The sequence below is a fragment of the Streptococcus sp. ST16 genome, assembly GCF_046098135.1.
Classification (GTDB): Bacteria; Bacillota; Bacilli; order Lactobacillales; family Streptococcaceae; genus Streptococcus.
The window spans coordinates 34,342-59,627 of record NZ_JBJUSE010000010.1 but is presented as its reverse complement, the minus strand read 5'-3'; the positions used below and the strand labels follow the sequence as shown (position 1 = coordinate 59,627).

23 protein-coding genes are annotated in these 25,286 nt (G+C 41.1%); 3 read left to right on the top strand and 20 right to left on the bottom strand.

The features are described 5' to 3' along the window. The first annotated feature begins 30 nt into the window (after positions 1–30). Positions 31–1,266, top strand: coding sequence for a D-alanyl-D-alanine carboxypeptidase PBP3 (pbp3, locus tag ACIY14_RS07125; RefSeq protein ID WP_033584128.1), 1,236 nt, complete (start codon positions 31–33; stop codon positions 1,264–1,266). Positions 1,267–1,300: 34 nt separating this feature from the next. Here pbp3 and sdbB read toward each other — a convergent pair whose 3' ends face one another. The 9 genes from sdbB to ACIY14_RS07080 form a co-directional block, all read right to left on the bottom strand. Continuing rightward, positions 1,301–1,846 (bottom strand): thiol-disulfide oxidoreductase-associated lipoprotein SdbB, encoded by a 546-nt coding sequence (gene sdbB, locus ACIY14_RS07120; protein ID WP_409002086.1) that lies wholly within the window; start codon positions 1,844–1,846, stop codon positions 1,301–1,303. 12 nt (positions 1,847–1,858) lie between these two features. After that, positions 1,859–2,566 (bottom strand): thiol-disulfide oxidoreductase-associated membrane protein CcdA2, encoded by a 708-nt coding sequence (gene ccdA2, locus ACIY14_RS07115; protein ID WP_409002085.1) that lies wholly within the window; start codon positions 2,564–2,566, stop codon positions 1,859–1,861. Between the two features lie 131 nt (positions 2,567–2,697). Further along, positions 2,698–3,558 carry a methionyl aminopeptidase gene (locus ACIY14_RS07110; protein ID WP_033629862.1) on the bottom strand — a complete coding sequence of 287 codons (861 nt, stop codon included), beginning with the start codon at positions 3,556–3,558 and terminating at the stop codon, positions 2,698–2,700. 15 nt (positions 3,559–3,573) lie between these two features. Then, complete coding sequence (gene spxR, locus ACIY14_RS07105) at positions 3,574–4,851, bottom strand: CBS-HotDog domain-containing transcription factor SpxR (protein WP_409002084.1); 1,278 nt, start codon at positions 4,849–4,851, stop codon at positions 3,574–3,576. Next, positions 4,844–5,395 carry a GNAT family N-acetyltransferase gene (locus tag ACIY14_RS07100; RefSeq protein WP_409002083.1) on the bottom strand — a complete coding sequence of 184 codons (552 nt, stop codon included), beginning with the start codon at positions 5,393–5,395 and terminating at the stop codon, positions 4,844–4,846. Before ACIY14_RS07100 ends, spxR begins: the two co-directional genes overlap by 8 nt. Before the next feature lie 15 nt (positions 5,396–5,410). After that, positions 5,411–6,670: a UDP-N-acetylglucosamine 1-carboxyvinyltransferase gene (locus ACIY14_RS07095; RefSeq protein ID WP_009730073.1), complete on the bottom strand. Its 1,260-nt coding sequence runs from the start codon at positions 6,668–6,670 to the stop codon at positions 5,411–5,413. Between the two features lie 159 nt (positions 6,671–6,829). Beyond that, a complete protein-coding gene (gene pyk, locus ACIY14_RS07090; protein ID WP_001042796.1) occupies positions 6,830–8,335 on the bottom strand; it encodes a pyruvate kinase in 1,506 nt (501 codons plus the stop codon). 64 nt (positions 8,336–8,399) lie between these two features. After that, positions 8,400–9,407 carry a 6-phosphofructokinase gene (pfkA, locus tag ACIY14_RS07085; protein WP_000820880.1) on the bottom strand — a complete coding sequence of 336 codons (1,008 nt, stop codon included), beginning with the start codon at positions 9,405–9,407 and terminating at the stop codon, positions 8,400–8,402. Positions 9,408–9,488: 81 nt separating this feature from the next. Then, a complete protein-coding gene (locus ACIY14_RS07080; protein ID WP_409002082.1) occupies positions 9,489–12,590 on the bottom strand; it encodes a DNA polymerase III subunit alpha in 3,102 nt (1,033 codons plus the stop codon). 386 nt (positions 12,591–12,976) lie between these two features. Between ACIY14_RS07080 and ACIY14_RS07075 the strand changes: the two genes are divergently transcribed. Next, entirely contained in the window at positions 12,977–15,250 is a 2,274-nt protein-coding gene (locus ACIY14_RS07075; RefSeq protein WP_409002081.1) for a Xaa-Pro dipeptidyl-peptidase, read from the top strand. A gap of 18 nt (positions 15,251–15,268) precedes the next feature. After that, complete coding sequence (locus ACIY14_RS07070) at positions 15,269–15,739, top strand: arginine repressor (RefSeq protein ID WP_409002080.1); 471 nt, start codon at positions 15,269–15,271, stop codon at positions 15,737–15,739. A gap of 35 nt (positions 15,740–15,774) precedes the next feature. Here ACIY14_RS07070 and ACIY14_RS07065 read toward each other — a convergent pair whose 3' ends face one another. From ACIY14_RS07065 to ACIY14_RS07015, 11 genes are all read right to left on the bottom strand, one after another. After that, complete coding sequence (locus ACIY14_RS07065; RefSeq protein ID WP_000502578.1) at positions 15,775–15,939, bottom strand: hypothetical protein; 165 nt, start codon at positions 15,937–15,939, stop codon at positions 15,775–15,777. 9 nt (positions 15,940–15,948) lie between these two features. Then, positions 15,949–17,259, bottom strand: coding sequence for a GTPase ObgE (obgE, locus tag ACIY14_RS07060; RefSeq protein ID WP_409002079.1), 1,311 nt, complete (start codon positions 17,257–17,259; stop codon positions 15,949–15,951). A gap of 71 nt (positions 17,260–17,330) precedes the next feature. Further along, positions 17,331–17,465 carry a DUF4044 domain-containing protein gene (locus ACIY14_RS07055; protein ID WP_000863851.1) on the bottom strand — a complete coding sequence of 45 codons (135 nt, stop codon included), beginning with the start codon at positions 17,463–17,465 and terminating at the stop codon, positions 17,331–17,333. Positions 17,466–17,495: 30 nt separating this feature from the next. Continuing rightward, positions 17,496–17,684, bottom strand: coding sequence for a PspC domain-containing protein (locus ACIY14_RS07050; RefSeq protein WP_000735791.1), 189 nt, complete (start codon positions 17,682–17,684; stop codon positions 17,496–17,498). Positions 17,685–17,704: 20 nt separating this feature from the next. Beyond that, entirely contained in the window at positions 17,705–19,030 is a 1,326-nt protein-coding gene (locus tag ACIY14_RS07045; protein ID WP_409002078.1) for a glycosyltransferase family 4 protein, read from the bottom strand. A gap of 8 nt (positions 19,031–19,038) precedes the next feature. Further along, entirely contained in the window at positions 19,039–20,082 is a 1,044-nt protein-coding gene (locus ACIY14_RS07040) for a glycosyltransferase family 4 protein (protein ID WP_409002077.1), read from the bottom strand. A 112-nt stretch (positions 20,083–20,194) separates the two neighbouring features. Next, positions 20,195–20,524, bottom strand: coding sequence for a metal-sulfur cluster assembly factor (locus ACIY14_RS07035; protein ID WP_000331931.1), 330 nt, complete (start codon positions 20,522–20,524; stop codon positions 20,195–20,197). 14 nt (positions 20,525–20,538) lie between these two features. Next, positions 20,539–21,648 carry an RNA polymerase sigma factor RpoD gene (rpoD, locus tag ACIY14_RS07030; protein ID WP_409002076.1) on the bottom strand — a complete coding sequence of 370 codons (1,110 nt, stop codon included), beginning with the start codon at positions 21,646–21,648 and terminating at the stop codon, positions 20,539–20,541. 2 nt (positions 21,649–21,650) lie between these two features. Further along, positions 21,651–23,411 carry a DNA primase gene (dnaG, locus tag ACIY14_RS07025; protein ID WP_409002075.1) on the bottom strand — a complete coding sequence of 587 codons (1,761 nt, stop codon included), beginning with the start codon at positions 23,409–23,411 and terminating at the stop codon, positions 21,651–21,653. Between the two features lie 195 nt (positions 23,412–23,606). Beyond that, positions 23,607–24,365: an ABC transporter ATP-binding protein gene (locus ACIY14_RS07020; RefSeq protein WP_033605668.1), complete on the bottom strand. Its 759-nt coding sequence runs from the start codon at positions 24,363–24,365 to the stop codon at positions 23,607–23,609. Next, positions 24,362–25,228, bottom strand: a complete 867-nt coding sequence (locus ACIY14_RS07015) for an ABC transporter permease (RefSeq protein WP_409002074.1) — start codon at positions 25,226–25,228, stop codon at positions 24,362–24,364. The genes ACIY14_RS07020 and ACIY14_RS07015 overlap by 4 nt, the downstream gene beginning before the upstream one ends. Positions 25,229–25,286 lie beyond the last annotated feature (58 nt).

Below are 25,286 nucleotides of genomic sequence, written 5' to 3'. Positions count from 1 at the left end.
TTTTTTTCTTTATGATAAAATAAAGCTAATATGAAAAAAATAATTCTATCTTTTATAACACTTTTTGTTTTTGGAACAGTTTCTACTGTTTCTGCTCAGGAGTTTGATGTTGCTGCTAAACATGCCATTGCTGTCGAGGCTACAACTGGAAAAATCCTCTACGAGAAAGATGCAAATCAGCCTGTAGAAATTGCTTCTATTACCAAACTTGTTACAGTCTATTTGGTCTATGAGGCCTTGGAACAAGGAACTATCAGCCTATCTACACCTGTCGATATTTCGGACTATCCTTACAAACTTACAACTAATTCTGAGGCGAGTAACGTCCCTATGGAAGCTCGAAATTATACTGTTGAACAATTATTAGAGGCTACAATGGTATCCAGTGCAAACAGTGCTGCGATTGCGCTAGCAGAAAAAATTGCTGGTTCTGAGAAAGACTTTGTAGACAAAATGAGGGCTAAACTTCTTGAATGGGGAATTCAAGATGCAACCATTGTAAATACAACTGGTTTAAATAATGAGACCCTTGGTGATAATATCTATCCCGGTTCTAAAAAAGATGATGAAAACAAGTTGAGTGCCTACGACGTTGCAATCGTCGCTCGTAATCTCATCCGAGATTATCCTCAAGTTTTGGAAATCACCAAAAAGCCAACTTCTACTTTTGCTGGACTTGAAATCCACTCAACCAACTATATGTTGGAAGGAATGCCAGCCTATCGTGGTGGTGTCGACGGTTTGAAAACAGGTACTACCGACAAAGCTGGTGCTTCTTTCGTTGGAACAACTGTTGAGAAAGGGATGCGTATCATTACGGTTGTTTTAAATGCAGACCAGCAAGATAGCAACCCTTATGCACGTTTTACTGCAACTTCTTCACTTTTAGATTATGTTTCTGCGAACTTTGCTTTAAAAACTGTCGTTCAGAAAGGCGAAACCTATAAAGATAGCAAAGTGACAGTCCTTGATGGGAAAGAAGATAAGGTAGCTGCAATTGCTAAGTCAGATATTGCAATCGTCCAACGAGTTGGAAGTGAAACAACATCAGCTCTTCAATTCACACCAAAATCAGAAATAGCCCCACTGGAAGAAGGCAAGGTTGTCGGTACTCTAACCTATGACGATCAGGATTTGGTCGGTCAAGGTTATCTCACTTCTGAAAAACCTTCTTTTGAAATGGTCGCTGAAAAGAAAGTAGAAAAAGCCTTCTTTTTGAAGGTTTGGTGGAATCAATTTATCCGCTTTATCAATGAAAAACTATAAAAAAATCGCGAACAATCGCGATTTTTTCTTTATTTTATTTCATTTCTTTAAATGCTGCTTCCGCATCTGCATTGCTAATAGCACCGAACTGAATTTTCCCGATTTTACCTTGACTGTCAATCAAGTATTCCGTTGGAATACTACGAATTTGGTAGGCTTGAAAGGCAGTTGCTTGGGTATCATACAAAACTGGTATATCCTTGTAGCCTTGTTCTTGAAACCATTTTGGAAAGTCTTGAACTGTTTTTTCACCTTGTAGACCTGGTGCAATGACACTCAAGATTTCAAAGTCTCGATCTTGTTTGGCAGCTAATTCCATCAGCTCAGGCATGCTTTTTTTACATGGTCCACACCAAGATGCCCAGAATTTCAAATAGACCTTTTTCCCTTTATAGTCTGATAACTTCACTTCTTTGCCATTCATAGACTGCAAGGTAAAGTCTGGCGCATCCTTACCCACTGCGATTTGTTGTACAGCAGGTTGTTTTGGACTGCTTGTCTGTTTGGTTTCTTTTTCACCACAGGCAATCAATAGAAATAGAGACATAATACTCAATCCTGTAAAAATAACTTTTTTCATCTTTTTCTCCTTTTATCCAAGAATTCCTGACAAGGCATTTAACTGCCCTAGCATTAATAATAATCCCATCAAAATAATCAAAGCTCCCCCGATTTTCTTTAGTAGAATCATATGGGGTTTTAATTTACTAAAATAGGGCATAATCCAGCCCGAAGCTAAGGCCAAAACAAGGAAAGGAAGTGCCATCCCCAATGTGTACACTAAGGTTAGTATGGCTCCTTGCCAAGCACCATTCCCTCCTGAAGCCGCTAGAGCTAAGACCGAACTTAAAACTGGTCCGATACAAGGAGTCCAGCCAAAACTAAAGGTTATCCCAAGTAAAAAGGCTGATAGATAGTGATTTGACTTTGATTGTTTGAAGGTGACTGTCTTTTGAACTTCCAGTTTATTGAAATGCAAGATTTCCATCTGGTGAAGCCCTAAAAGAATAATGACTGTCCCCATAGCATAACGAAACCAGTCTGCATAGAGCATGTGCCCTAGGAATCCAGCTCCAAATCCTAGAATAAAGAAAATGAGGGAGATTCCTGCAATAAAACACAAGGTCCGAATTAAGCCTGACCAGGCAACGTCTCTTCCAAAAAAGCGGAAACTTTTCGAATTTCCCTGATCATCCAGTAAAATGCCAGCATAGACAGGTAGCAAAGGAAAGATGCAGGGTGAAAAGAAGGACAGAATACCTGCTAAAAAAACGGATACTAGAAATATAATCGACTCCAACGAATTACCTACTTTCTCAAAATTCTAATCTTATTTTACTATAAAAGAAAAAAATTGTAAGAAGTCTGCTACGCTTATCTTTTTTATCTCGACTAGGTACAAAAAAAGGAGCTAAGCTCCCTTTTATCGTTCTAATAAGTTCCTTCTTCACCTTGACTAGTCAAGATAACTGGACCGTCTTTGGTAATCACGAACTGGTGTTCATATTGGCAAGATAGGCCACCATCTATAGTCTTATGAGCCCAGCCAGTCTTCATATCTGTATCAATTTCCCAGTCACCAGTATTGATCATGGGTTCAATAGTTAGTACCATTCCTTCACGGAGACGGAGTCCACGGCCTGCAATACCGTAGTTAGGAACCATTGGCTCTTCATGCATAGTGGGACCAACACCATGACCAACCAAATCACGAACAACACCGTAACCGCGACTTTCAGCGTATTCTTGAATGGCAGCACCGATATCGCCAATACGGTTTCCAACGACTGCTTGCTCAATCCCTTTGTACATAGCTTCTTTGGTCACGTCCATCAAGTTCTTCACTTTTTCAGACGGTGTACCAACCGCATAAGCCCAGCATGAGTCTGCTAAACCGCCAGTATAACTTTGGGTGTATTTTTTCATTTGCTCGACATTGTTAAAGTTGAGTTTAGATACATTGAGGTCGGATTTGGCAATCGGACCACCAAGTACCATGTCAACCTTGAGCAAATCGCCATCTTTCAAGATGTAATGACGTGGAAAAGCATGAGCAACTTCGTCATTGAGAGAGCAACAAGTAGCATAGGGATAATCCATAACTGCGCCATCCACGCCAATCTGTAGAGGAAGGAAATTTTCCTCTTTACAACGTCGACGAACGTACTCTTCAACTTCCCACATATCTACGCCTGGCTTAATCAAATCACGTAAGCCGATATGGATACTTGCTAGGAAATCACCAGCCTTGTCCATGGCTTCGATTTCACGTGCTGATTTTAAAGTTATCATTTTTTCTCCTAGATTCTAATTAATTTTAACCGTAACATTTGCTTTTGAAACAATCTGATGACCATGATAAATATCATAATCAATAATAGCTGAGCGTCTCGTGTGGTGAATAATACGAGCCTGAATCCGCAAAGTATCATCTATCTGTACAGCCTGCAAGAAATAAATCAACATCTGTTCAATGATGAGATTGCGTCCGCTATTCACAACGAGGTCTTGTGTCATATGGTTGAGGATTTCAGCCAAGACTCCATTAGCAAGGACCCCATTTTTCTCCAACATGAAGGGCTCAACAGTTATAACGACTTCATCATGATGATAAGAGAGTTTTTGCCCAATTTGCTCTGAAAAAGTTGGCAAGGCTGATACCTGAGAACGGCTCATTTTTTCCATGACATCTCGTCGTGTTACGACTCCAAGTAGAGTCTGGTTACTTCGAACGACTGGAACCATCTCAAAGTCTTCTGCGATCATTCGTTGACTGACATTGGCAATATTGGTCGCTAAACCTGTTACGAAGATACTTCGCGTCATCACCTTATCAATCGTCGTGCTAGGTGACTTATCTCCCGCGTCACGCATGGTAACAACACCGACAACCACTTGGTGTTGGTTAATGACTGGGAAACGGCTACTTCTATTCTTACGTACCAGGTCTAGATAGTCCTTGACTGTATCCGTTTCTCTCAAAAAGCCATACTCATGACTCGGACGATAGAGCTTTTCGACTGTCAAAATGTCGGTCTTGATTTGAACATTTGAGAGAGCTTTGTTAATCATGGTCGCTACAGTAAAAGTATCATGTTTACTTCTTAGAACTGGAATACCTTTTTTATTAGCTAGAGTCAATACATCATCTTGAACATGAAAACCACCAGTTACAAGGACTGCATTTTCGTTTTCCAGCGCTAAAAGTTGAATACGAGTACGGTCACCTACGATCAAAAGACCTCCATCATGGAGATAAGAGAGGATATTCTGCTCTGTCATAGCCCCAATTGAGAATTTGCTAAACTCTCTCTCTAGCCCTTCCTGACCGGCTAAAACCTCAGAGGAGGTGACTTCAGCGATTTCAGCATAGGTTAGCCGTTCAATAGCCACTTTCTTTGGCTTAACTCGTATGGTTCCACTACGTGGTCGAGTTTCAACGATGCCACGATTTTCAGCTTCTTTGATAGCTCGGTAGGCGGTTCCGTCACTAACACCTAGATGATTAGAGATACTGCGAACACTAACTCTTTTCCCAATTGGCAACGATTCCAAATAGGACAAGATTTCCTGGTGTTTACTCATTGAATTCTCCTTTTAGAAATCGAAATTCAAGATAGTCCCTCATTTTTCGTGTATAGCGGTCGCTCCCCTTAAACTGTCGGAAGAGACTAAAGCCTGATTTTAAGGCTACTTTTTGACTAGCTTGATTCTCCAGATGAGTGATGATGGATAATTGTTTTAAACCAAATTCTTCAAAGGAAAGCTGACAAAGCTTGGTAACTACTTCTGTCATATAACCTTGTGACCAAGAATCCTTTTTTAAGAAATAACCAATTTCTGCTTCTTTTTTGATTTCATCAATCTTTTCAAATTTAATGGAGCCAATCATTTCCTGATTTCCTTGGAGACAAATAGCCCAAACACCTAGAGGAGCCTTCATAAAATAGTTGGCAAGCGCGTATTGACTTTCTTCTAAACTTGATTGACTGGGAAAAATAAACTGCAAATTTTCAGGATTGGAAGCAATCTCGTAAAATGCTTGACTGTCACTAAAAAAGAAAGGACGCAAATACAAGCGCTCCGTTTCAAAAAAAGAAAACATTGCTAATTTGGTCCAAATATTCATAATCACCTCAACGGTTTAGTCTTCAACGAGTGTAATATCCGCTCCAAGACTACGCAATTTCTCAATAATATCTGAATAGCCTCGCAGGATAAACTCGATATTTGTAATTTCAGTTTTACCTTCAGCCATCAAGCCAGCGATGACAAGTGCTGCACCAGCTCGCAAGTCTGTAGCTTTTACACTTGCCCCGTGCAATCTACGACCACCGTTGTAAATAATGTGATCATTTGTGGTCGTAATATCCGCATCCATTTTTGCTAATTCAAAAACATGGTTAACACGTTTTTCATAGATCGTATCAATAATGGTTCCACGACCTTGAGCAGTCAGCAATAGCGGAGTTATAGGCTGTTGCAAATCGGTTGCAAATCCAGGATAAGGAGCTGTTTTGATATTGATGGCCTTCAAATCAGACTGTTCTTCAACGAAGATACTGTCTTCTGAGACCGTCATATGAACACCCATTTCCTCTAGTTTGGCGATAAAACCTTCTAAGTGCTCATAGAGAACGTTGTTAATGCGAATTCCTTTTCCTACCGCTGCAGCAAGTGAAATATAGGTTCCAGCTTCGATACGATCTGGAATGACTTGGTGACGCGTCCCATGAAGTTTCTCAACACCATCAATAATGATAATATCAGTTCCTGCACCACGAATGTGGGCGCCCATATTGTTCAAAAGGGTAGCAACATCGATAATTTCCGGTTCACGAGCCGCATTTTCAATGACAGTACGCCCCTTAGCTTTGACCGCAGCAATCATAGTGTTAATCGTTGCACCAACGCTGACGGTATCCATGTAAATACTTGCTCCGTGAAGTCCCTTACCTTGGGCAGATAAATTCATATTATCTCCCTCATAGCTGACCTTAGCACCCATGGCTTCAAAGGCTTTTAAGTGAAGGTCAATCGGACGAGGCCCCAGATCACATCCACCAGGAAGTCCAACTGTAGCTTCACCAAAGCGACCTAAGAGACTTCCGTAGAAATAATAAGAAGCACGCAAGCTATTAATCTTACCATAAGGCATAGGAATATTTTGAACGCCTCTTGGATCGATTTCCAAGACATCGTCATAACGCTTAACAGTTGCCCCCATAATCTCCATGATTTCGACAAGACTAGCAACGTCTGAAATATCTGGAACACAATCTAAAGTGACAATATCATCTGATAAGATAATAGCTGGAATAAGTGCTACAACACTATTTTTAGCACCACTAATGGTGATCTCACCTTGCAATGGACGTCCACCATTGATGACAATTTTTCTCATGTTTTACTCTTTCAAAATTTACTAAAAAGGTCTTTTCGTTCTATTATACCATAATTTTCATTTTTTTCCCATTCCTATTGATTAAACATTCCATTTCGATAAAAAAAGACCTATCACACAAGCGATAAAGCTTGATATGATAGGCTTTGTAATGTTAGATTAGCGTACTGTACGGATGCGCATTGTGTTTGTACGAACAGCTTCTCCAACTGGCACACCTGCAACGATAACGATATCGTCACCAGATTGTACAAGACCTGCTTCAACTGCTTTACGTTCAGCAATTTCGAACATATCGTCAGTTGATGATGGAGCATCTGTCAACATTGGGATAACACCCCAGTTCAACATCAATCCACGTTCTGTCAATTCGTCAAATGTCAATGCCAAGATATCAGCATTTGGACGGTATTTAGAGATCAAACGTGCAGTGTGACCAGTCTTAGTAAGAGTTACAACCAATTTGATGTCCATTGAGTTTGTTGCATCTTTAACTGCTGAAGCCATAACTTCTGTCTTAGAGTTACGTTCAAATGAATCTGAGTTCAAACGTCCGTATTCGTTAAGAAGAGTTTGAGCGTTCTTGTCAATTGTAGCCATTGTTGTAACTGACTCAAGTGGGTATTTACCATTTGCAGACTCACCTGAAAGCATTGTTGCGTCAGTTCCGTCAATAACAGCATTAAATACGTCTGATACTTCTGAACGAGTTGCACGTGGTTTTTCAGTCATTGTTTCAAGCATGTTTGTTGCTGTGATAACAACTTTACCTGCTGCGTTCACTTTAGTGATAATCATTTTTTGGTAAACTGGAACCATTTCGAATGGTACTTCAATACCCATGTCACCACGAGCGATCATGATACCGTCAGCAGCTTCAATGATTTCATCCAAGTTATCGATACCTTGTTGGTTTTCGATTTTAGCGAACAATTGAACGTGACCGTTACCAGTTTCTTCACAGATTGCACGAACTTCGTTAACGTCTTTTGCAGTACGGACGAATGAAATCGCGATGAAGTTAATACCTTGTTCAAGACCAAAGCGGATATCATCGTTATCACGTTCAGCAAGAGCTGGGAAAGGAATTTTAGTGTTAGGGATGTTTACACCTTTTTGTTTAGCGATAACACCATCATTTTCAACTTCAACTACAAATTCACGAGTTGCATCGTCTTTTTCTACAACGCGAAGACCAAGTTTACCATCGTCAACCAATACTTGACGACCAACTTCAACGTCATCATAGATGTCAAGAGCACCAGCAACGTTCAAAGCAATCACTTCACGAGTTGATTTGATTCCTTGTTTAGTTGCAACACGGATTTTTTCACCAGTTTTGTATGAGTACTCTTTAGCTTCACCTTCGAACAACTCAGTACGGATTTCTGGTCCTTTAGTATCAAGAAGGAAACCAACTTTTTTACCTGCAAGTTTTTCTGCAAGTTTAACAGTTGCCATACGTTCACCTTGTTCTTGGTGGTCACCGTGTGAGAAGTTGAAACGGAAAGTGTTGGCTCCCGCTTCAATCAATTTAGCAATGTTTTTTGCTGAAGCTTCAACGTCAAGTTTTTCACCCCAGTATCCGTCATCACCGAATTTCTTTCCACCACGGATTTCAACCGCAGGACCCAAAGTTGCAACGATTTTTACACGTTTATTCATGATTTGTGACTCCTTTATATAATTTGACCTTTTATGGTCATTTTACCAGATTAGTTAAAGTTGATTATGACAAGCTCTTGTTCAAGCTAGCAAGTCCAAGGTCAGCTTTGTGAGGGTTGTTAACAACGATTTTGCCGTCAGCTGTTAGGCTGAACAAGGCTCCTTCTTCTGCTGTTCCAAGAATTGGATTCTCAACCATTTTTTCGTTACGGATACCAACAGCGACACCACCGATTCCTTGTTTGAGAAGTTTAACAGCGTGTGCTCCCATACGTGACGCTAATACACGGTCACGAGCGGTTGGTGAACCACCACGTTGGATATGTCCAAGCTCAGTCACACGAAGGTCACTAGTATCTCCTGCTTCCTTGAGTTTCTTACCGAATTCATCGGCTGACATAACCCCCTCGGCCAAAACGATGATGTTGTGTTTTTTACCACATTCATAACCAGCTTTGATACTAGCTACGATATCTTCCATCTTAAAGCCTTCTTCAGGGATAATGATTTCATCAGCACCAGTTGCAATACCTGCCCAAAGTGCGATATCACCAGCATTACGTCCCATTACTTCAACAACGAAAGTACGACGGTGACTTGATGATGTATCACGAATCTTATCGATTGCATCCATTGCGGTCGTAACTGCAGTATCAAATCCGATTGTGAAGTCAGTACCTACGATATCGTTATCGATTGTACCTGGAAGCCCGATAGCAGGGAATCCATGCTCAGTCAAGCGCATAGCTCCGTGATAAGAACCGTCACCACCGATAACAACGACACCTTCGATACCGTGTTTTTTCAACTGTTCAATCCCTTTAAGTTGACCTTCAAGTTGTGCAAACTCAGGGTAACGAGCAGAGTGAAGGAAAGTACCACCACGGGAAATGATGTCTCCTACTGAAGCAGCATCAAGTGGATAAATTTCGCCGGCAACCATACCTGCATATCCATCATAGATACCAAATACTTCCATTCCTTCTGAGATTGCTTGGCGAACTACTGCACGGATGGCAGCATTCATACCAGGGGCGTCTCCACCACTGGTCAAAACAGCAATACGTTTCATTTGGTTTTTGCTCCTTTTCCTTTTAACATTCTTACTGATTATACCACATTTAAATCGAAAATTCTTCTATTTTTCGTATTTTTAGCGATAAATCGTTTTCATGGTAATTTCCTTTAATTTCTCCTGTAAAGCAGGCTCTTTTTTTACAAAATGCCGTGTAGAAACAACTGTTTTTTGCTCCTCTTCATACCTGATAATCACAGGAAATGGGCCTTTGTATTGTTCTAGGATATTTGAAATCTCTTTATCGTATTCATGATTTTTAACTTGAATCCAGAATCGTTCCGCCACTACTTCTTTCAAATCTTGTGCAATCATTTGCAAACGGCCATCTCGAGATTGAACCTTCCCATTGATATAGTAAAATTTCCCTTCGGAGAGGATAGAGGCGAATTTTCTATATTGATCTGAAAATACAGTCACATCCATCCGAGACTTACTGTCATGAACCTGTAGGAAAGCCATGTTCTCTCCCTTCTTGGTTCGAATCACTTTTAGTTTTTGCACCTCAACTAGGAGAGTAGCTTGAGCTCCCTCAGTAAGATTAGCAATTGGCACCGTCGGATAAATGGCTTGTTTGGCAATAGTTTGGAGAGGATGGTCACTGATACCTACCCCAATCAGTTCCTGCTCTTTGTAAAATTTCTCTGCCTCAGTAAAATCATCAGCTTCAGTCCAACTATAATTTGTATCCGCAAAGAGACCTCCTAACTCCTCAACAAAGACAAATAAGTTTGGTAGGTTCACTAAGATTTTCTGGCGATTCTTGTCAAATTCATCAAAAAGCCCTAGTTCAACCAAAGGAGTCAAAAGAGACAGTTTCTTGTAATTCTTGGGGAGACGTGTGACGAAATCTTCTACACTTGAAAAAGGACGATTTTCGATGATCCAGTAAGAAAAATCTCTTGGCATGCCCTTAATGGCTTTTAGACCAAGATAGATTTTCTTCTGAGCAATTTTATCGTGATAGGGAATGCTATTGATTGCTAACGGGGCTACTTCAAAGCCCATCTGCAATGCATCCACAATGTAATCGCTACTGGAATAATTCAACATGACTTGGAAGAAAATAGCAGGATAGTGTGTCTTGAAATAAGCAAGCTGGAAAGCCAGCGCTGAGTAGGCATAAGCGTGGGATCTGTTAAATCCATAGCCCGCAAACTTTTCCATCACTGCAAAGACTTGGTTAGCTTTTTCTTCTGAATGCCCCAATTTCATAGCTCCTGTGATAAAATCTTCCTTCATCAAATGCATCTCTTTAGCATTTTTCTTACCCATGGCTCGTCTGAGAATGTCAGCTTTACCAAGACTGAAACCTCCAAAGCGTTGAGCAACCTGCATGACTTGCTCTTGATAGAGCATAATGCCATAGGTTGATGACAGGATGTCTTCCAATGTAGGATCCAGCACCGTCACCTTTTCTTTGCCATGCTTGCGAGCCACAAAATTATCGATATAATCACTAGCACCTGGTCTGTTGAGGGATGTTGTTGCTACCACTTCTTCGAAGACTTGTGGTTTGACTCGTTTCAAGAGTCGAATGGCGCCAGGTTGTTCAAATTGGAAAACCCCCTTGGTATTTCCAGAAGCAAAAAGGGCCAGAGTTTCTTTGTCTTCCAAATCAATCTCTTCGATTTTCAAATGAATACCTTCTGACTCGGCTAGTAATTCCTGCATTTTTTGGACAAAAGTCAAGTTACGCAGACCTAGGAAATCCATTTTTAGAAGTCCATTGGCTTCAACTGCATGTGCATCATATTGAGTGATTAGCATATCCTCACCATATTTGAGTGGGATATAGTCTGTCAGATCTTGGTCACTCATAACGACTCCTGCAGCATGGATAGAGGTCTGACGAGGATACCCTTCAATCTTTCGAGCAATCTCAAAAGCTTTTTGGTATTCAATCTTACTATTGATTAACTGCCTAAACTGCAAATTCTTTTCATAGGCCGTCGTTAGCGTATCTCGGAAACTGATTTTTTTCGTAATATTTGTTAATTCGTACTCTGGAACGCCATAGCGTTTGAAAACATCACGAATTGCCTGTTTTGCTCCAAATGTCGAATAAGTGACAATCTGTGCCACATGTTGACTACCATAGCGATCACGAACATAGCGAATGAACTCTGGTCTATAAAGGTCAGGGATGTCGATATCGATATCAGGCATGGTGTAGCGCTCACGATTTAAAAAGCGTTCGAAAATCAGGTTCTTTTCAATCGGATCAATTCCTGTAATGTCAAGTGAGTAGGCCACCAGACTACCAACAGCAGACCCACGCCCCATTCCCATATAGTAGCCTTGGGAACGTCCAAAACGGAGCAAATCCCAAACTACAAGAAAATAGTCATCAAAGCCCATATCATGAATCACAGCTAATTCTTCATTCAGCCGCTCACGATAGATAATTGAGGTTAGCCCCTTGTCACTCAAGCCTTGCTCAGCTCTTGCTCGAAGCTCTTTCACCGCTGGTCTTTCAGGATTAAAGCGAGGAAGTTTTAAACTTGGGTCGATTTGATAGCTTACATTCTCTATCAAATCCTGAAGATTGGCAAGAGCCTGAGGGAAGCGATTTTTAAACCGAGCTTCTAAATCTGAGGCAGGTAGAAAAACCCCTTGTTGTGAATGCACATCCACTTCCCTAAGACTGACATTGTCCTTGACTGCCGACAAGATTTGCAAAACTTGTATATCTTCTTTTTCAAAAGAGTTGACTTGATAGAGTGGAAGAATCGGTCTGGTAAAGACTTCTTGAGGAGTATCTGGACTAACACCGATAAAATAATCATGCCCCAAATCCAGTTGTTCGACCCCATTAAAATAAGGAACAATAATGGCCACATCTTCGAGGTGGGAGGTGAAGTCAGACCAATTTTTCCGTCCAGTCATTTTTAAAGTGGATAACTTCATCAACTCTTGATAACCTTTAGTGGATAGGGCTAGAAAACGAAGAGAAATATTGTCCTCATCTTTGACCAAGGTCATTTCTAGACCAATTAAAGGTCGAATGCCATGCTTACGAGTCACTTCTAGAAAATGATAGGCTCCATAGAGATTATCCACATCCATGATAGCAAGGTGAGAATAGCCGTACTCTTTAGCTGTTTGTACATATTTTTCAATCGAAACCACACTTTCCATAAAACTATAAACAGTCTTGGTGTAGAGCTGTGCAATCATTTCTTCTCCTCCTTGCTTTCGTTTTACTACTATTATACCATTTTAAGTTGGATATTGAAGCAACTCGGATGCTTTCTTTTCAACGTCAGCATTTACAACCTCTCCGTCTTTCTTCCCTTTAATTTTTAATATTATAAGATGGATTTGAATATCATTTTAGACATTTTTATACTAAGTAAAGTATAATAAAGTCAGACTCTATATGCAATTTCACATATAAAAAATTCTAAGAAAGGGCTTTTTATTATAGTATTTATTCATCGTTTTATAATAACTTACTAAATAGGTATTCCGCTTCACGAAATTTATTGCATTAAAGTTTATTTATTCCATTTTTCCTTATTTTTTGATATAATAAATTCAGTCTGTTTTCAAAGGAGAGAACCATGCGTTTTAATCAATTTAGCTATCTTCCGACCCCTAGTTCTCAACAATTAGATGAACTAGCAAGTCTTGGTCTGGAATTGTCACCTCAACTTCCCTTAAAAAAGCAATTTGAAGACTTCATCCGTTGGAGTTTTTTCACTTATTCTAACACGGATTATGCCTTATCCACTTTGGCCGCGGATAACGAAACAGATCTATTAACTTTTTTCCAATCAGAGCGTGATTTAACTGCTGATGTTTTCTATACGGTAGTTTTTCAACTTTTAGGCTTTAACTATCTTGTTGACTTTGAGGATGTCGAACAATTCCGTAAAAAAACTGGATTTCCTATTGTTTATGGAGATCTCATCGAAAATCTTTATCAATTGCTCAATACACGAACTAAAAAAGGAAATACGCTCATCGACCAACTGGTTAGTGACGGACTCATTTTAGAAGACAATCACTACCACTACTTTAACGGTAAGAGCTTGGCAACCTTCTCTACTCATGATGTCATTCGTGAAGTCGTCTATGTCGAAAGTCGTGTGGATACTGATAAAGACGGTCTCCCTGATTTAGTCAAGGTCAGCATTATTCGCCCGCGTTATGATGGACAGATTCCTTCAGTTATGACTGCCAGCCCTTATCACCAAGGGACCAACGTCAAAGCTAGCGATAAAGCTCTCTACAAAATGGAAGGAGAACTTGAGGTCAAACCTGCCCACACCATTGAGCTTGAGGAGCCTAAGCTGAATTTAGTCGGGCCTCTAGGCCAAGCTGAACTCGTCTCTGAAGCTGAAGAAAAGTTAGCTCATATCAATAGCTCATACACCCTCAACGACTACTTCCTCCCACGAGGATTTGCCAATCTATATGTATCGGGTGTTGGTACCAGGGATTCCCAAGGTCTCATGACTAATGGGGACTACCATCAAATTGAAGCATATAAAAACGTGATTGACTGGCTTAATGGTCGTTGCCGGGCTTTCACGGACCACACGCGCAAACGTCAAGTCAAGGCTGATTGGTCAAACGGTAAAGTCGCAACAACAGGAATTTCCTATCTAGGGACTATGTCCAATGGACTTGCGACCACTGGTGTTGATGGCTTAGAAGTGATCATCGCAGAAGCAGGTATTTCCTCATGGTACAACTACTATCGGGAAAATGGTTTGGTGACTAGCCCAGGTGGTTATCCAGGTGAGGATTTTGACTCACTTGCTGAATTGACCTACTCCCGTAATCTCCTAGCTGGTGATTATATTCGTGGTAATGGAGCTCATCAGGCAGACTTAGAGAAGGTAAAAGAGAAACTCGATCGCAAGACTGGTGACTACAATCAGTTTTGGCATAACCGCAACTATCTGCTCAATGCTCATAAGGTTCAAGCTGAGGTCGTCTTTACGCATGGTTCTCAAGATTGGAACGTCAAACCTCTTCATGTTTACCAGATGTTTCATGCTCTTCCAACTCATATCAATAAGCGCCTCTTTTTCCATCATGGTGCCCATGTCTATATGAACAATTGGCAGTCAATTGACTTCCGCGAATCCATGAATGCCTTGTTAAGTAAAAAATTGTTAGGACTTGACTCAAGCTATCAACTCCCTACTGTCATCTGGCAGGACAATACTACACCGCAAACATGGCAGAGCCTTGACGACTTTGGCAAACAGAATAAACTGCATACTTTCCCACTTGGAACTGAAGAAAAAGTGATTCAAAACCAGTATGATCAAAAAGATTTTGAGCGTTATGGCAAGACTTACCAGACCTTCAACACAGAACTTTACCAAGGAAAAGCCAATCAAATCACCATTGACCTTCCAGTAAGTCAAGACATTCACTTAAATGGGCGAGTGGAGCTTAAACTTCGTGTCAAATCAAGTACAAACAAGGGCTTATTGTCTGCTCAACTCCTCCAACTAGGACAACAGAAGTACCTTCAACCCTATCCAGCAGTTCAATCAGTCCGAACAATTGACAATGGTCGTTACCACATGTTAGAAAATCTCTGTGAACTGCCATTCAATCCAAGTGCTCAACGTGTCATCACTAAAGGCTACCTCAATCTTCAAAACCGAGATCATCTCTTGACAATCGAAGAAATCCAACCAAATGAATGGATGGACTTCAAGCTAGAGCTTCAACCAACTATTTACAAACTTAAGGAAGGAGACATTCTCCGCTTAGTCCTCTACACAACAGACTTTGAGATTACAATTCGAGATAATACAGACTATCACTTGACTGTTGATTTAGCACAGTCTACTATCACTATTCCCTCATAAAAGGAGCTATTAACACTTATGAACAAATCTGAACACAGACACCAACTTATTCGTGCCCTCGTTTCAAAAAATAAAATCCATACCCAAGCGGAATTGCAAGCCTTGTTAGCCGAAAACGATATCCAAGTTACACAGGCTACCTTATCACGCGATATCAAAACCATGAACCTTTCAAAAATTCGCGAAGAAGATAATTCTTACTACGTGTTAAATACAGGCTCTATCTCCAAGTGGGAAAAACGTCTAGAAAATTATATGGAAGATGCTCTTGTTATGTTGCGTCCTGTCCAACACCAAGTTATTTTGAAAACCTTACCCGGTTTAGCTCAATCATTTGGATCTGTAATTGATTCCTTGGACTTTCCAGATGTCATTGCAACGCTTTGTGGAGATGATGTCTGCATGATTATCTGTGAGGATGCTACAAAAGCGCAAGCTTGTTTTGAAAGCCTTAAAAAATACGCACCACCATTTTTCTTTGGCGAATAACACAAATCCCGTGATCAAAAAATCACGGGAATTTTTTATTTCTTTGACTGTGTTTCTTCTTTCTTTGTGCGTGCTAATCGAAGAGCACGTTTAGGATTGAGACGATTAAACAATTCTTCTAGTTTCTTTTCATTCCACACATCTGCTGCAGAAACAAAATTTCCATCTGCATCTCGGAATGATATCGGTTTATCTCCCATATCACTCTCCTAGTCTACAAATTCAAACTCAAATTTATCGATGCGAACCAAGTCGCCATCTTTAGCTCCACGCGCACGAAGGGCTTCGTCAACCCCCATACCACGAAGTTGGCGGGCAAATTTCATAACTGATTCGTCACGGTCAAAGTTGGTCATGTTAAAGAGTTTCATGAGTTTTTCACCAGAAAGTACCCATGTCGCATCATCATCACGACTAATCTCAAAGGCCTTTTCTTCCTCGTCAAAGCCGTAGTACGCCTCTTCTTCCATATCGGATTCATCATAAATCGGGAATTCTGGAGTCTTGTCCAACAATTCAGCTGTCGCATCCAAAAGAGGCGCCAAACCTTGCTTGGTCAATCCAGAAATAGGGAAGATAGCTGGAAGTTCCTCAAACTCGTCGTAGTTTGCTGCCAACTTTTCCTTGAAAGTTTTAAGATTTTCCTGACTTTCAGGCATATCCATCTTGTTGGCTACGATGATCTGCGGACGTTCCATGAGACGAAGGTTGTAGGATTCCAATTCTTTATTGATAGCAAGGTAATCCTCGTAAGGATCACGTCCTTCGCTAGCTGACATATCGATGACATGGAGGATAACTCGTGTACGTTCGATATGACGGAGAAACTGGGTTCCAAGACCAACACCTTGACTAGCCCCTTCAATCAAACCTGGAAGGTCAGCTACTGCAAAAGATTCACCTGACTGTGTACGAACCATACCCAAATTAGGGACAATCGTCGTAAAGTGGTAAGCACCGATTTTGGGTTTAGCTGAAGTAATGACACTGAGCAAAGTTGACTTGCCGACAGATGGGAAACCGACTAGACCAACATCCGCTAGAATCTTCAATTCCAGTTGCAACTCACGTTCTTGACCTGGCTCTCCATTCTCAGAGATTTCAGGCGCAGGATTTTTTGGTGTTGCAAAACGGATATTCCCACGACCACCTCGACCGCCATGAGCCACGATAAATTCTTGACCATGTGCAATCAAGTCTGTAATGACTTTACCTGTTTCTGCATCACGTACAGTAGTTCCCTGTGGCACACGAACACGAAGATCTTCTGCACCACGTCCATGCATCCCTTTGGTCATTCCTTTTTCACCAGAATTCGCCTTGAAATGACGGTTATAGCGGAAATCCATCAAGGTGCGCAAACCTTCGTCTACAACGAAAACAACGTTACCACCACGTCCACCATCACCGCCCCAAGGACCACCATTCGGGACATATTTTTCACGGCGAAAGGCAACCATGCCATCGCCACCATTACCAGCCTTGACCTTGATCTTGGCTATATCTAAAAACATACTCATATTTTCTTCTCACTTTAAAAAGGCTGGGGAGAACCCAGTCATTAGTTATTGTTTCAAACCTCGCAGCTTGCTTAGAATCTGCTAAACGCTCCAAGCGCTGTCGCAAAGATACCAGCAAGGGTTACAAACAACATGATGAGCACGACAACAAGTGTCACTTTCTCAAACAATGTTTTTTTACGTTTTCCATTATCTCCAAAAGCCATAACTTCTCCTTTTCACTTTATAATTCTAGTTTAATAGTCTGTCGAAACCGGTGCAACCACCCATAAAATGATGTAAGCAAGGATTCCTGCTCCATAACAAAATGCAAGAACACCCCAAACAACACGAACAATTGTTGGGTCAATATCAAAATAATGGGCAACACCTGCACAGACTCCACCAATTATTTGATTTTTTCCACTTCGCATTAATTTTTTCATAATATTTTCCTCTTATTCTATTATTTGAATTCATCTTTCCAATAATCTCTGATGCTGGATAATTGCTTCCGAGAAGCCCGCAAAATACGCTTAGACTCTTTTACTGGGCTTGTAACAGCCTGTTGGGGTAGATATAAAATCGTTTTCAAAAAGCGCTGACTGACAGGTTTTCCATCATGTAATTCATGTTCAAAGTTATTGGAGATAATGGCATCAAGGTAAAACTCATGTACTCGTTTTCCAAAGTTTTCAGCCGAAATTTCGTACAACTTATCCGCCAACTTTTGTTCAGACATATCCGGAGTAGCGATTAAGGCTTCAAGGATGGCCCCTGCTAACTCCTGTTCTCCATAGTAGAGGGTTCCAAACATTTTGTCACTGATCAGGTTATCAAGATAAGGATTGCCATAAGCAATGACGGGCGTTCCACTGGCTAAACTCTCTAGATAAGTTAATCCTTGGGTTTCACTAGTAGAGGCAGAGATGAAGAAATCTGCAGCCTTATAGTATAAAGCTGTCTCACTTGGAGCAATCATCCCTGTAAAAATCACATGTTTTTGCAGGTTTAATTTCACTGCTTGCTCTTTCAGACTATCCAGATAAGGACCATCTCCAGCAACGACCAGCTTTACTTTATCTTCTTCTTTCAATACTTCAGCAAAAGCATCTAGAACTGCTTGGATATTCTTCTCGTAAGAAATACGCGAAAGGCTCAGTAGCATTTTCTCGTCTTCCTGAATACCTAACTTCGAACGAAGTTCTTGCAAGTTTTCCTCTTTAATCTCAGGTCGTTCAAACTTAGCTAGCTCAATTCCGGTTGGAATGACACGTTTTTCAACCTTCACTTTGTATTTAGATAAAAGGTCCCGAACAATCTCGCTAGGACAGATCACTCCATCTACATCACGAAGGAAACCACGTACCAGATATTTTACCATACTTGGACGAATCAACATCCCCTTAGCAATGTAATGCACATAGTCTTCATACTGGGTATGGTAGGTATGAATAACTGGAATTCTCAATTCTCGTGCAATCCAAATCCCTAATAATCCAAGTGAAAATTCTGTCTGGGTATGAATGATATCGAGTTGATACTGCTTGGCGATTTCAAGTGCCTTTGTAAAACCTCGATAGGCAAATCGTCGATCTTTAAATGCAAAGAAAGGGACACTTGGAATTCGAATAATTTGCCAATCCTCGTAGCGGTTCACATCTTTATCTGTTGTTGTAAAGATAAAAACTGCATGGCCTTGCTTCTCAAGCTCTGTCTTCAAGGTTCGAATACTGGTCGCAACCCCGGAAACCTGAGGAAAATAGGTGTCTGTAAATAAACCAATTCGCATAGATTACCTCACTTTTTACCTAGAGCAGCCTGTTCCCGATAAAATTTTAACCAAATTCCCAGTAAACGCTCTTCTGAATACTGCTTGGATATCCTTTTAGCTTTTTCTTTCAATTCTTTCAACGCTTCAGGATTTTCTTTATATTCTAGGATTGCTTCTCTCATCTCAGAGACATCACTTGTAGCACGATAATCTCCCTCAAGAATGACCTTATACAAGTCCAAATCTCTTAACATAATCGGCGCTTCGCAACTAGCTGCCTCTAAGATGGTCATAGGGAATAGTTCATTATAGCTAGGTAGTAAGAACAAATCAGCTAAAGCATACAGTTCCCGCATCCTCTCCGGTGACACAATACCTGGGAAAATTAGATTTTTAGGTGGATTGTCCATAATCTTCTTATAGCGTTCATAACCATCTGTTATTCCACCAAATGAAAAACCACCAGCCCAGATAAAGGTAATTTCTGGCAATTCTTCAGCAAGACGGATAAAATCATCAATCCCTTTTCGTTTCTGAACCTGACCTGCACCAACCACGACAAACTGATCTTTGGCGAGATCCATTTCCTTACGAAGTTGTGCAACTTGTTCAGCTGGTAATGGATGCCATTTTTCCTTATTTACAAAGTTTGGAATATAAGTTACTTTTTCACGTGGAATACCCGCAGCAACTAGATCCTCGATAAACATGGGATTAACCACCACCAAGTGCTCCATTCGGTTGTAAAAGGAAAAAACATAGCGTTTGACAATTCCTTTTAAGAAAAATGGAATCTTCAAACTCCCCTCGAGTGTCTCAGGTAAGAAATGCACATAGCCAACTTTTCTCCCTGAGCGTTTCTTTTGAAATGTGGATAAATAATAAGGGAAATCAATGGTGTGAAAGTGGGTTACATCTGCCTCTACAGGAAGATTCTCCGTAACAATCAACTGATCTTTGGCATCACGATGAAGGAGACTCACCAATTCACGGTAGGCTCCTGACACTCCTTGACCAGCCACTTTTTCACTTGAACTTAGCATATTAATACGCAATTTTTTGTTTTCCATACTACTCATTATACCATTTTATTTCAAGAAAATCAGTAAAAGAAAGAAGAGACCAGAGGAAAATGGAGGAGCCCCTCTATTTTCCAATCGTCTCTCGCAATTTTCCAATCGATTACTTAATTCCTAGGGCGATACGCGCATAGCGACTCATTTTTTCAACCGTCCATGCTGGATACCAGACCAATTTAACTTCGATATTGGTTACCTCAGGAACCTCTGTCATCGCATCGTGTATCTGGTCTGTTAAGAGGTCAGCCAGTGGGCACCCCATAGTTGTCAAGGTCATATCAATTTCAGTGTGACCAGTTTCACCATCAAAACGAATTTCATAAATCAAACCTAGGTTGACAATATCAATTCCCAACTCAGGGTCAATTACTTCTTCCAAGGCATTTAAAATGCGTGTTTTAATCGTTTCAATTTGCTCTTCTGTATAAGCCATGTTCATCCTCACTCTTAATCTTCAATAAAATCACGAAGCGGTTTGCTGCGACTTGGTTGACGTAGTTTTCTCAAAGCCTTAGCCTCAATCTGACGAATACGTTCACGAGTCACGTTAAAGACTTTACCAACATCTTCAAGGGTGCGCATTTTCCCATCGTCCAGCCCGAAACGAAGACGCAAAACGTTTTCTTCACGGTCTGTGAGAGTATCCAAGACTTCATCCAACTGCTCACGTAAGACGATACGAGTTGTGTAGTCTACTGGATTTTCAATCACTTCGTCTTCGATAAAGTCCCCAAGATGGCTATCGTCCTCTTCACCAATCGGTGTTTCAAGCGATACTGGCTCTTGGGCGATTTTCAAGATTTCACGGACCTTGTCAGGTGTCATATCCATACGCTCAGCGATTTGTTCAGGTGTCGGATCTTGACCCAATTCTTGAAGGAGATTACGCTGTTCACGGACAAGCTTGTTAATGGTTTCCACCATGTGGACAGGGATACGAATAGTACGCGCCTGATCAGCGATGGCACGAGTAATCGCCTGACGAATCCACCAAGTTGCGTAAGTAGAAAACTTAAATCCTTTTGAGTAGTCAAACTTGTCAACTGCCTTCATCAAGCCCATGTTTCCTTCTTGAATCAAGTCAAGAAACTGCATACCACGTCCTACATAGCGTTTAGCGATGGATACCACCAAACGAAGGTTGGCTTCCGCAAGACGTTGTTTAGCTTCGATATCACCTGCTTCAACTGCTAGGGCCAATTCTTTTTCCTCTTCGTTGGTCAAGAGAGGAACAACCCCGATTTCCTTCAAATACATACGAACAGGGTCATTAACCTTGGCTGAAGTTGAGCCAATCAAGTCCTCATCACTGAGTTCTGGTTCTTCTTCTGCACTAAGCACACGCGCGCTTGGATTTCCTTCGTCATCTGTGATAGAAATTCCAGCATCCTGAATCCGTTGCAAAAGGTCTTCAATGCCATCTGCATCCAGGGTAAAAGGAATAACCAGACTTGAATTGATTTCGTCGTCTGTTGCTGTTCCTGTTTTTTTGTGGTTACGGATAAAATCTGCTACTTGCACATCAAATGTGGTTACTTCTTTTTGTTTTGTTGCCATTATTACTCCATTCTTCTCTTTTGGGAAATCAATCGTTGCAATTCTTCCAATGCTGTGTCTGTATCTCCTACATGACTAGCTTCCTGCACTTTCTTTTTAATCCTTAAATTGTCCTTGCTGAGGAGGGCACGGTTACGAGTCTCTTCGACTTCAGAAAGTTCTTGAGGCGACATCTCTGTTGGCAAATCCAGGCTAAGCACGTGGTACCAGGCATTTTCAACTTCAGGCGTCTGATGAGAAAGCTCCTCTGAGCCGATTTCTCCCTGCTCACTTAATAATTCGTAAAGAATCTGAAATTCTGGGGTATCAAAGAAAAAATCTTCTCTTAATCGATAGTCATTCAAAACAACTGGATTCTCAGCCATCCTATAGAGGAGATGAGCCTCTGCTCTCATGACTGCTGTCAGTTGCCGCGTTACAGGTAGACTAATCGCTGCTGGAGGTTGCTCCTCTTTGACTCTCTCCTGCCTCTGAACAATCCGACTTTCATTTACAATCTGCTCCACCTGCTGGTAATCAAAAGAAGGTAGGTTATCCGCCAGAATGTGGATGTAAGAATTCTGGGCAGTGATAGACTTTTCTTTGGCAATTAGGGGCGCAATCTTTTCAATGAACTCTATTTGTGCTTGCAAGTTATCACTATTCTCAGGTTTGAGTTGGTGAATATAGAACTCTATGGGACTGATACGTGTCTTGGTTAAGAGGTAGGCCAAATCTTCAGGAGAATTCTTTTGTAAATACTCATCTGGGTCCATGGCATCAGGTACTCGGACAACTTCCACAGAGAAATCTTTTAATTCTTCCAGAGCTTTGGCTGTTGCTGCCTGTCCTGCCTTGTCGCCATCATAGCTGAGAACAATCTTTTTGGTGAAGCGTTTGAGGTGGTCAACATGCTCCTTGCTCAGCGCTGTCCCCATAGAAGCCACAGCATTTTCTATACCGGCACGGTAGGCCGCGATCACATCCATGAAGCCTTCCATCAGATAGAGCTCTGTAATCTTGCCTGTTCCCTTTTTTGCCTTGTCCAAATGATACAATTCGTAACTCTTGTTAAAAATTGCAGTCGAGCGACTATTTTTATATTTGGCAGTCTGACTATCCGTTTCTTGCCAGATACGACCTGAAAAAGCAATAACCTGCCCCTTGTCATTGGTCAAAGGAAAGATGATCCGTCCAAAAAAAGTATCATAAAATTGATTACCATCTGACAGATAAAACAAGCCCGAATCCAATAAATCCTTTTCCTCAAACTTGTCAGCCAAACGTTGATAGAGATAAGTTCTCTCTACTGGAGCTAGTCCAATCTGGAAGTGCTTCAGAACATCATCCGTCAATCCGCGTTTGTAGAGATAAGCCCTTGCTTCTTCTCCCATCTTGGTCGTCATGAGAATTGCATGGTAAAAACGGGCAGCTTCTTCATGCATATCATATAAAGCTTGATGAGGCGAAGCCTGTTGAGGACGAGACTGGACAGGCATGGCTAGTTGAATACCGACGCGCTCCCCTAAGAGCTGAACGGCTTCCATAAAGGACACACCTTGGTATTCTTCGATGAACTTAAAAACATCTCCTGAACGACCACAACCGAAGCAATGATAAAACTGCTTGTCTTCCACAACGTTGAAAGAAGGGGTCTTCTCACCATGAAAAGGACAGAGCCCTAAATAGTTCCGTCCAGCCTTTTGTAAAGAAATCACGTCACCTATGACTTCCACAATGTTGGCATTGTTTTTGATTTCTTCAATAACTTGCTTGTCAACCATACACAATACCTCCATCTTATCATAGTTTTACGTTAACTAGTATAGCTTATTTCTGAAAAAAAGTAAACCATTTCATACGCTTTCCGGAATTCTCTTTGCTATATTTTTCCATATTAAAATGGAAGATAAAAAACTCAGAAACACTTTCAGGCTTCTAAGCTTTTATTCACTATTTTTGATGATGATTTAACTCATCTATTCAAATAATTGATAGTAGTCTGAGATTTTCATCTTAGCTTTTTCTTCTTTATTAAGGTCTTGGATGATACGACCTTCCTTCATGACAATCAGACGATTGCCATACTTGAGGGCGTCTTCCATATGGTGAGTAATCATCAAGGCTGTCAGATGGTCTTTGCTGACAAATTCATCTGTTAACTCCATCAAGGCCACACTGGTCTTTGGGTCAAGGGCTGCTGTGTGTTCATCCAACAAGAGTAACTCTGGTCGTTTCAAGGTTGCCATCAAGAGACTCAGTGCCTGACGCTGACCGCCTGAAAGAAACTCAATCGGAGTGTCGAGATGTTTTTCAAGGCCATTTCCCACTTTTTCAATGGTTGCCTGAAACTCCTCGCGGTGACTTGATAGCCTTCTAGAAAGGAGGCCTCTCTTCTCACCACGAAACTTGGCAATCAAGAGATTTTCCGCCACCGTCATACGAGGAGCCGTACCCATTTTAGGATCCTGAAAGACACGAGACAAGTACTTAGCCCGCTTCTCAGGTGAAAAATGCGTCACATCCTCCCCCATGATACGGATACTTCCACTTGTTAAAGGTAGGGTACCTGCAATAGTGTTAAAAAGCGTTGACTTCCCTGCTCCATTTCCACCTAGGATGGTAATGAAATCATGTTCGAAAATTTCAAGAGAAACATCATTCAGAATGATTTTTTCCTCATCAAAGCCATTCGTGATGACTTTGGTAGCATTTTTTAATTCTACAATTGCTGTCATTTGCTAAACTTGACTCCTTTCAGGTATTTGCTTTTGAAGGTTGGAATCATGAGGCAAACTGCCAAAATCAAGGCGCTGTAGAGTCTTAAATAGCTGGTGTTAAAGCCAAGAGCAATCACTCCCCAGACGAGGAACTGATAAGCAATAGACCCTACAACGATGGTTATGAGTCGCTCTGCCAAGGTCAAACTCTTGAACAAAACCTCACCAATAATCAAGCTAGCAAGCCCTACGACAATCACGCCGATTCCACGAGAAACATCCGCGTATCCTTCTTGTTGAGCAATTAAGGCTCCTGCAAGTGCGATGATCCCATTTGAGAGAACCAAGCCCATAAGTTCCATTCGTCCTGTATTGATACCAAAGCTACGAGCCATATCGGGATTGTCACCTGTAGCGATGTAAGCCTGACCTAGTTTGGTATCTAGGAAAAAGAGCATGAGACCAATAACAAGAGCTACAAAGATAAAGCCTGTCAGGAGTTGATTGAGGTCTGAATCGAAAGGCAAAATATCCTGAATTTGCTTGGTTCCAAGAAGTCCCAGATTGGCACGTCCCATAATCATCAGCATGATGGAATGGCAAGAAGTCATTACTAAAATTCCTGATAAGAGGGTTGGAATGTTTCCTTTGGTATATAAGAGACCTGTTGCCATACCAGCTAGGCAGCCTGCTCCTACTGCAGCCAAGGTCGCTAAAAATGGATTGACTCCTTGTGTTATCAAGGTTACAGCTACTGCTCCCCCTAGAGGAAAAGAGCCCTCAGTCGTCATATCAGGGAAATTTAAAATTCGAAAGGTCATAAAGATTCCCAAACCTAAAATCGCCCACACCATCCCCTGAGAAATAATGGATACTATCATAATCTTTCACTCATTTCTTTCTTTAGTAAAAATGGGAGGAGATGTCCCCAACTCCTCC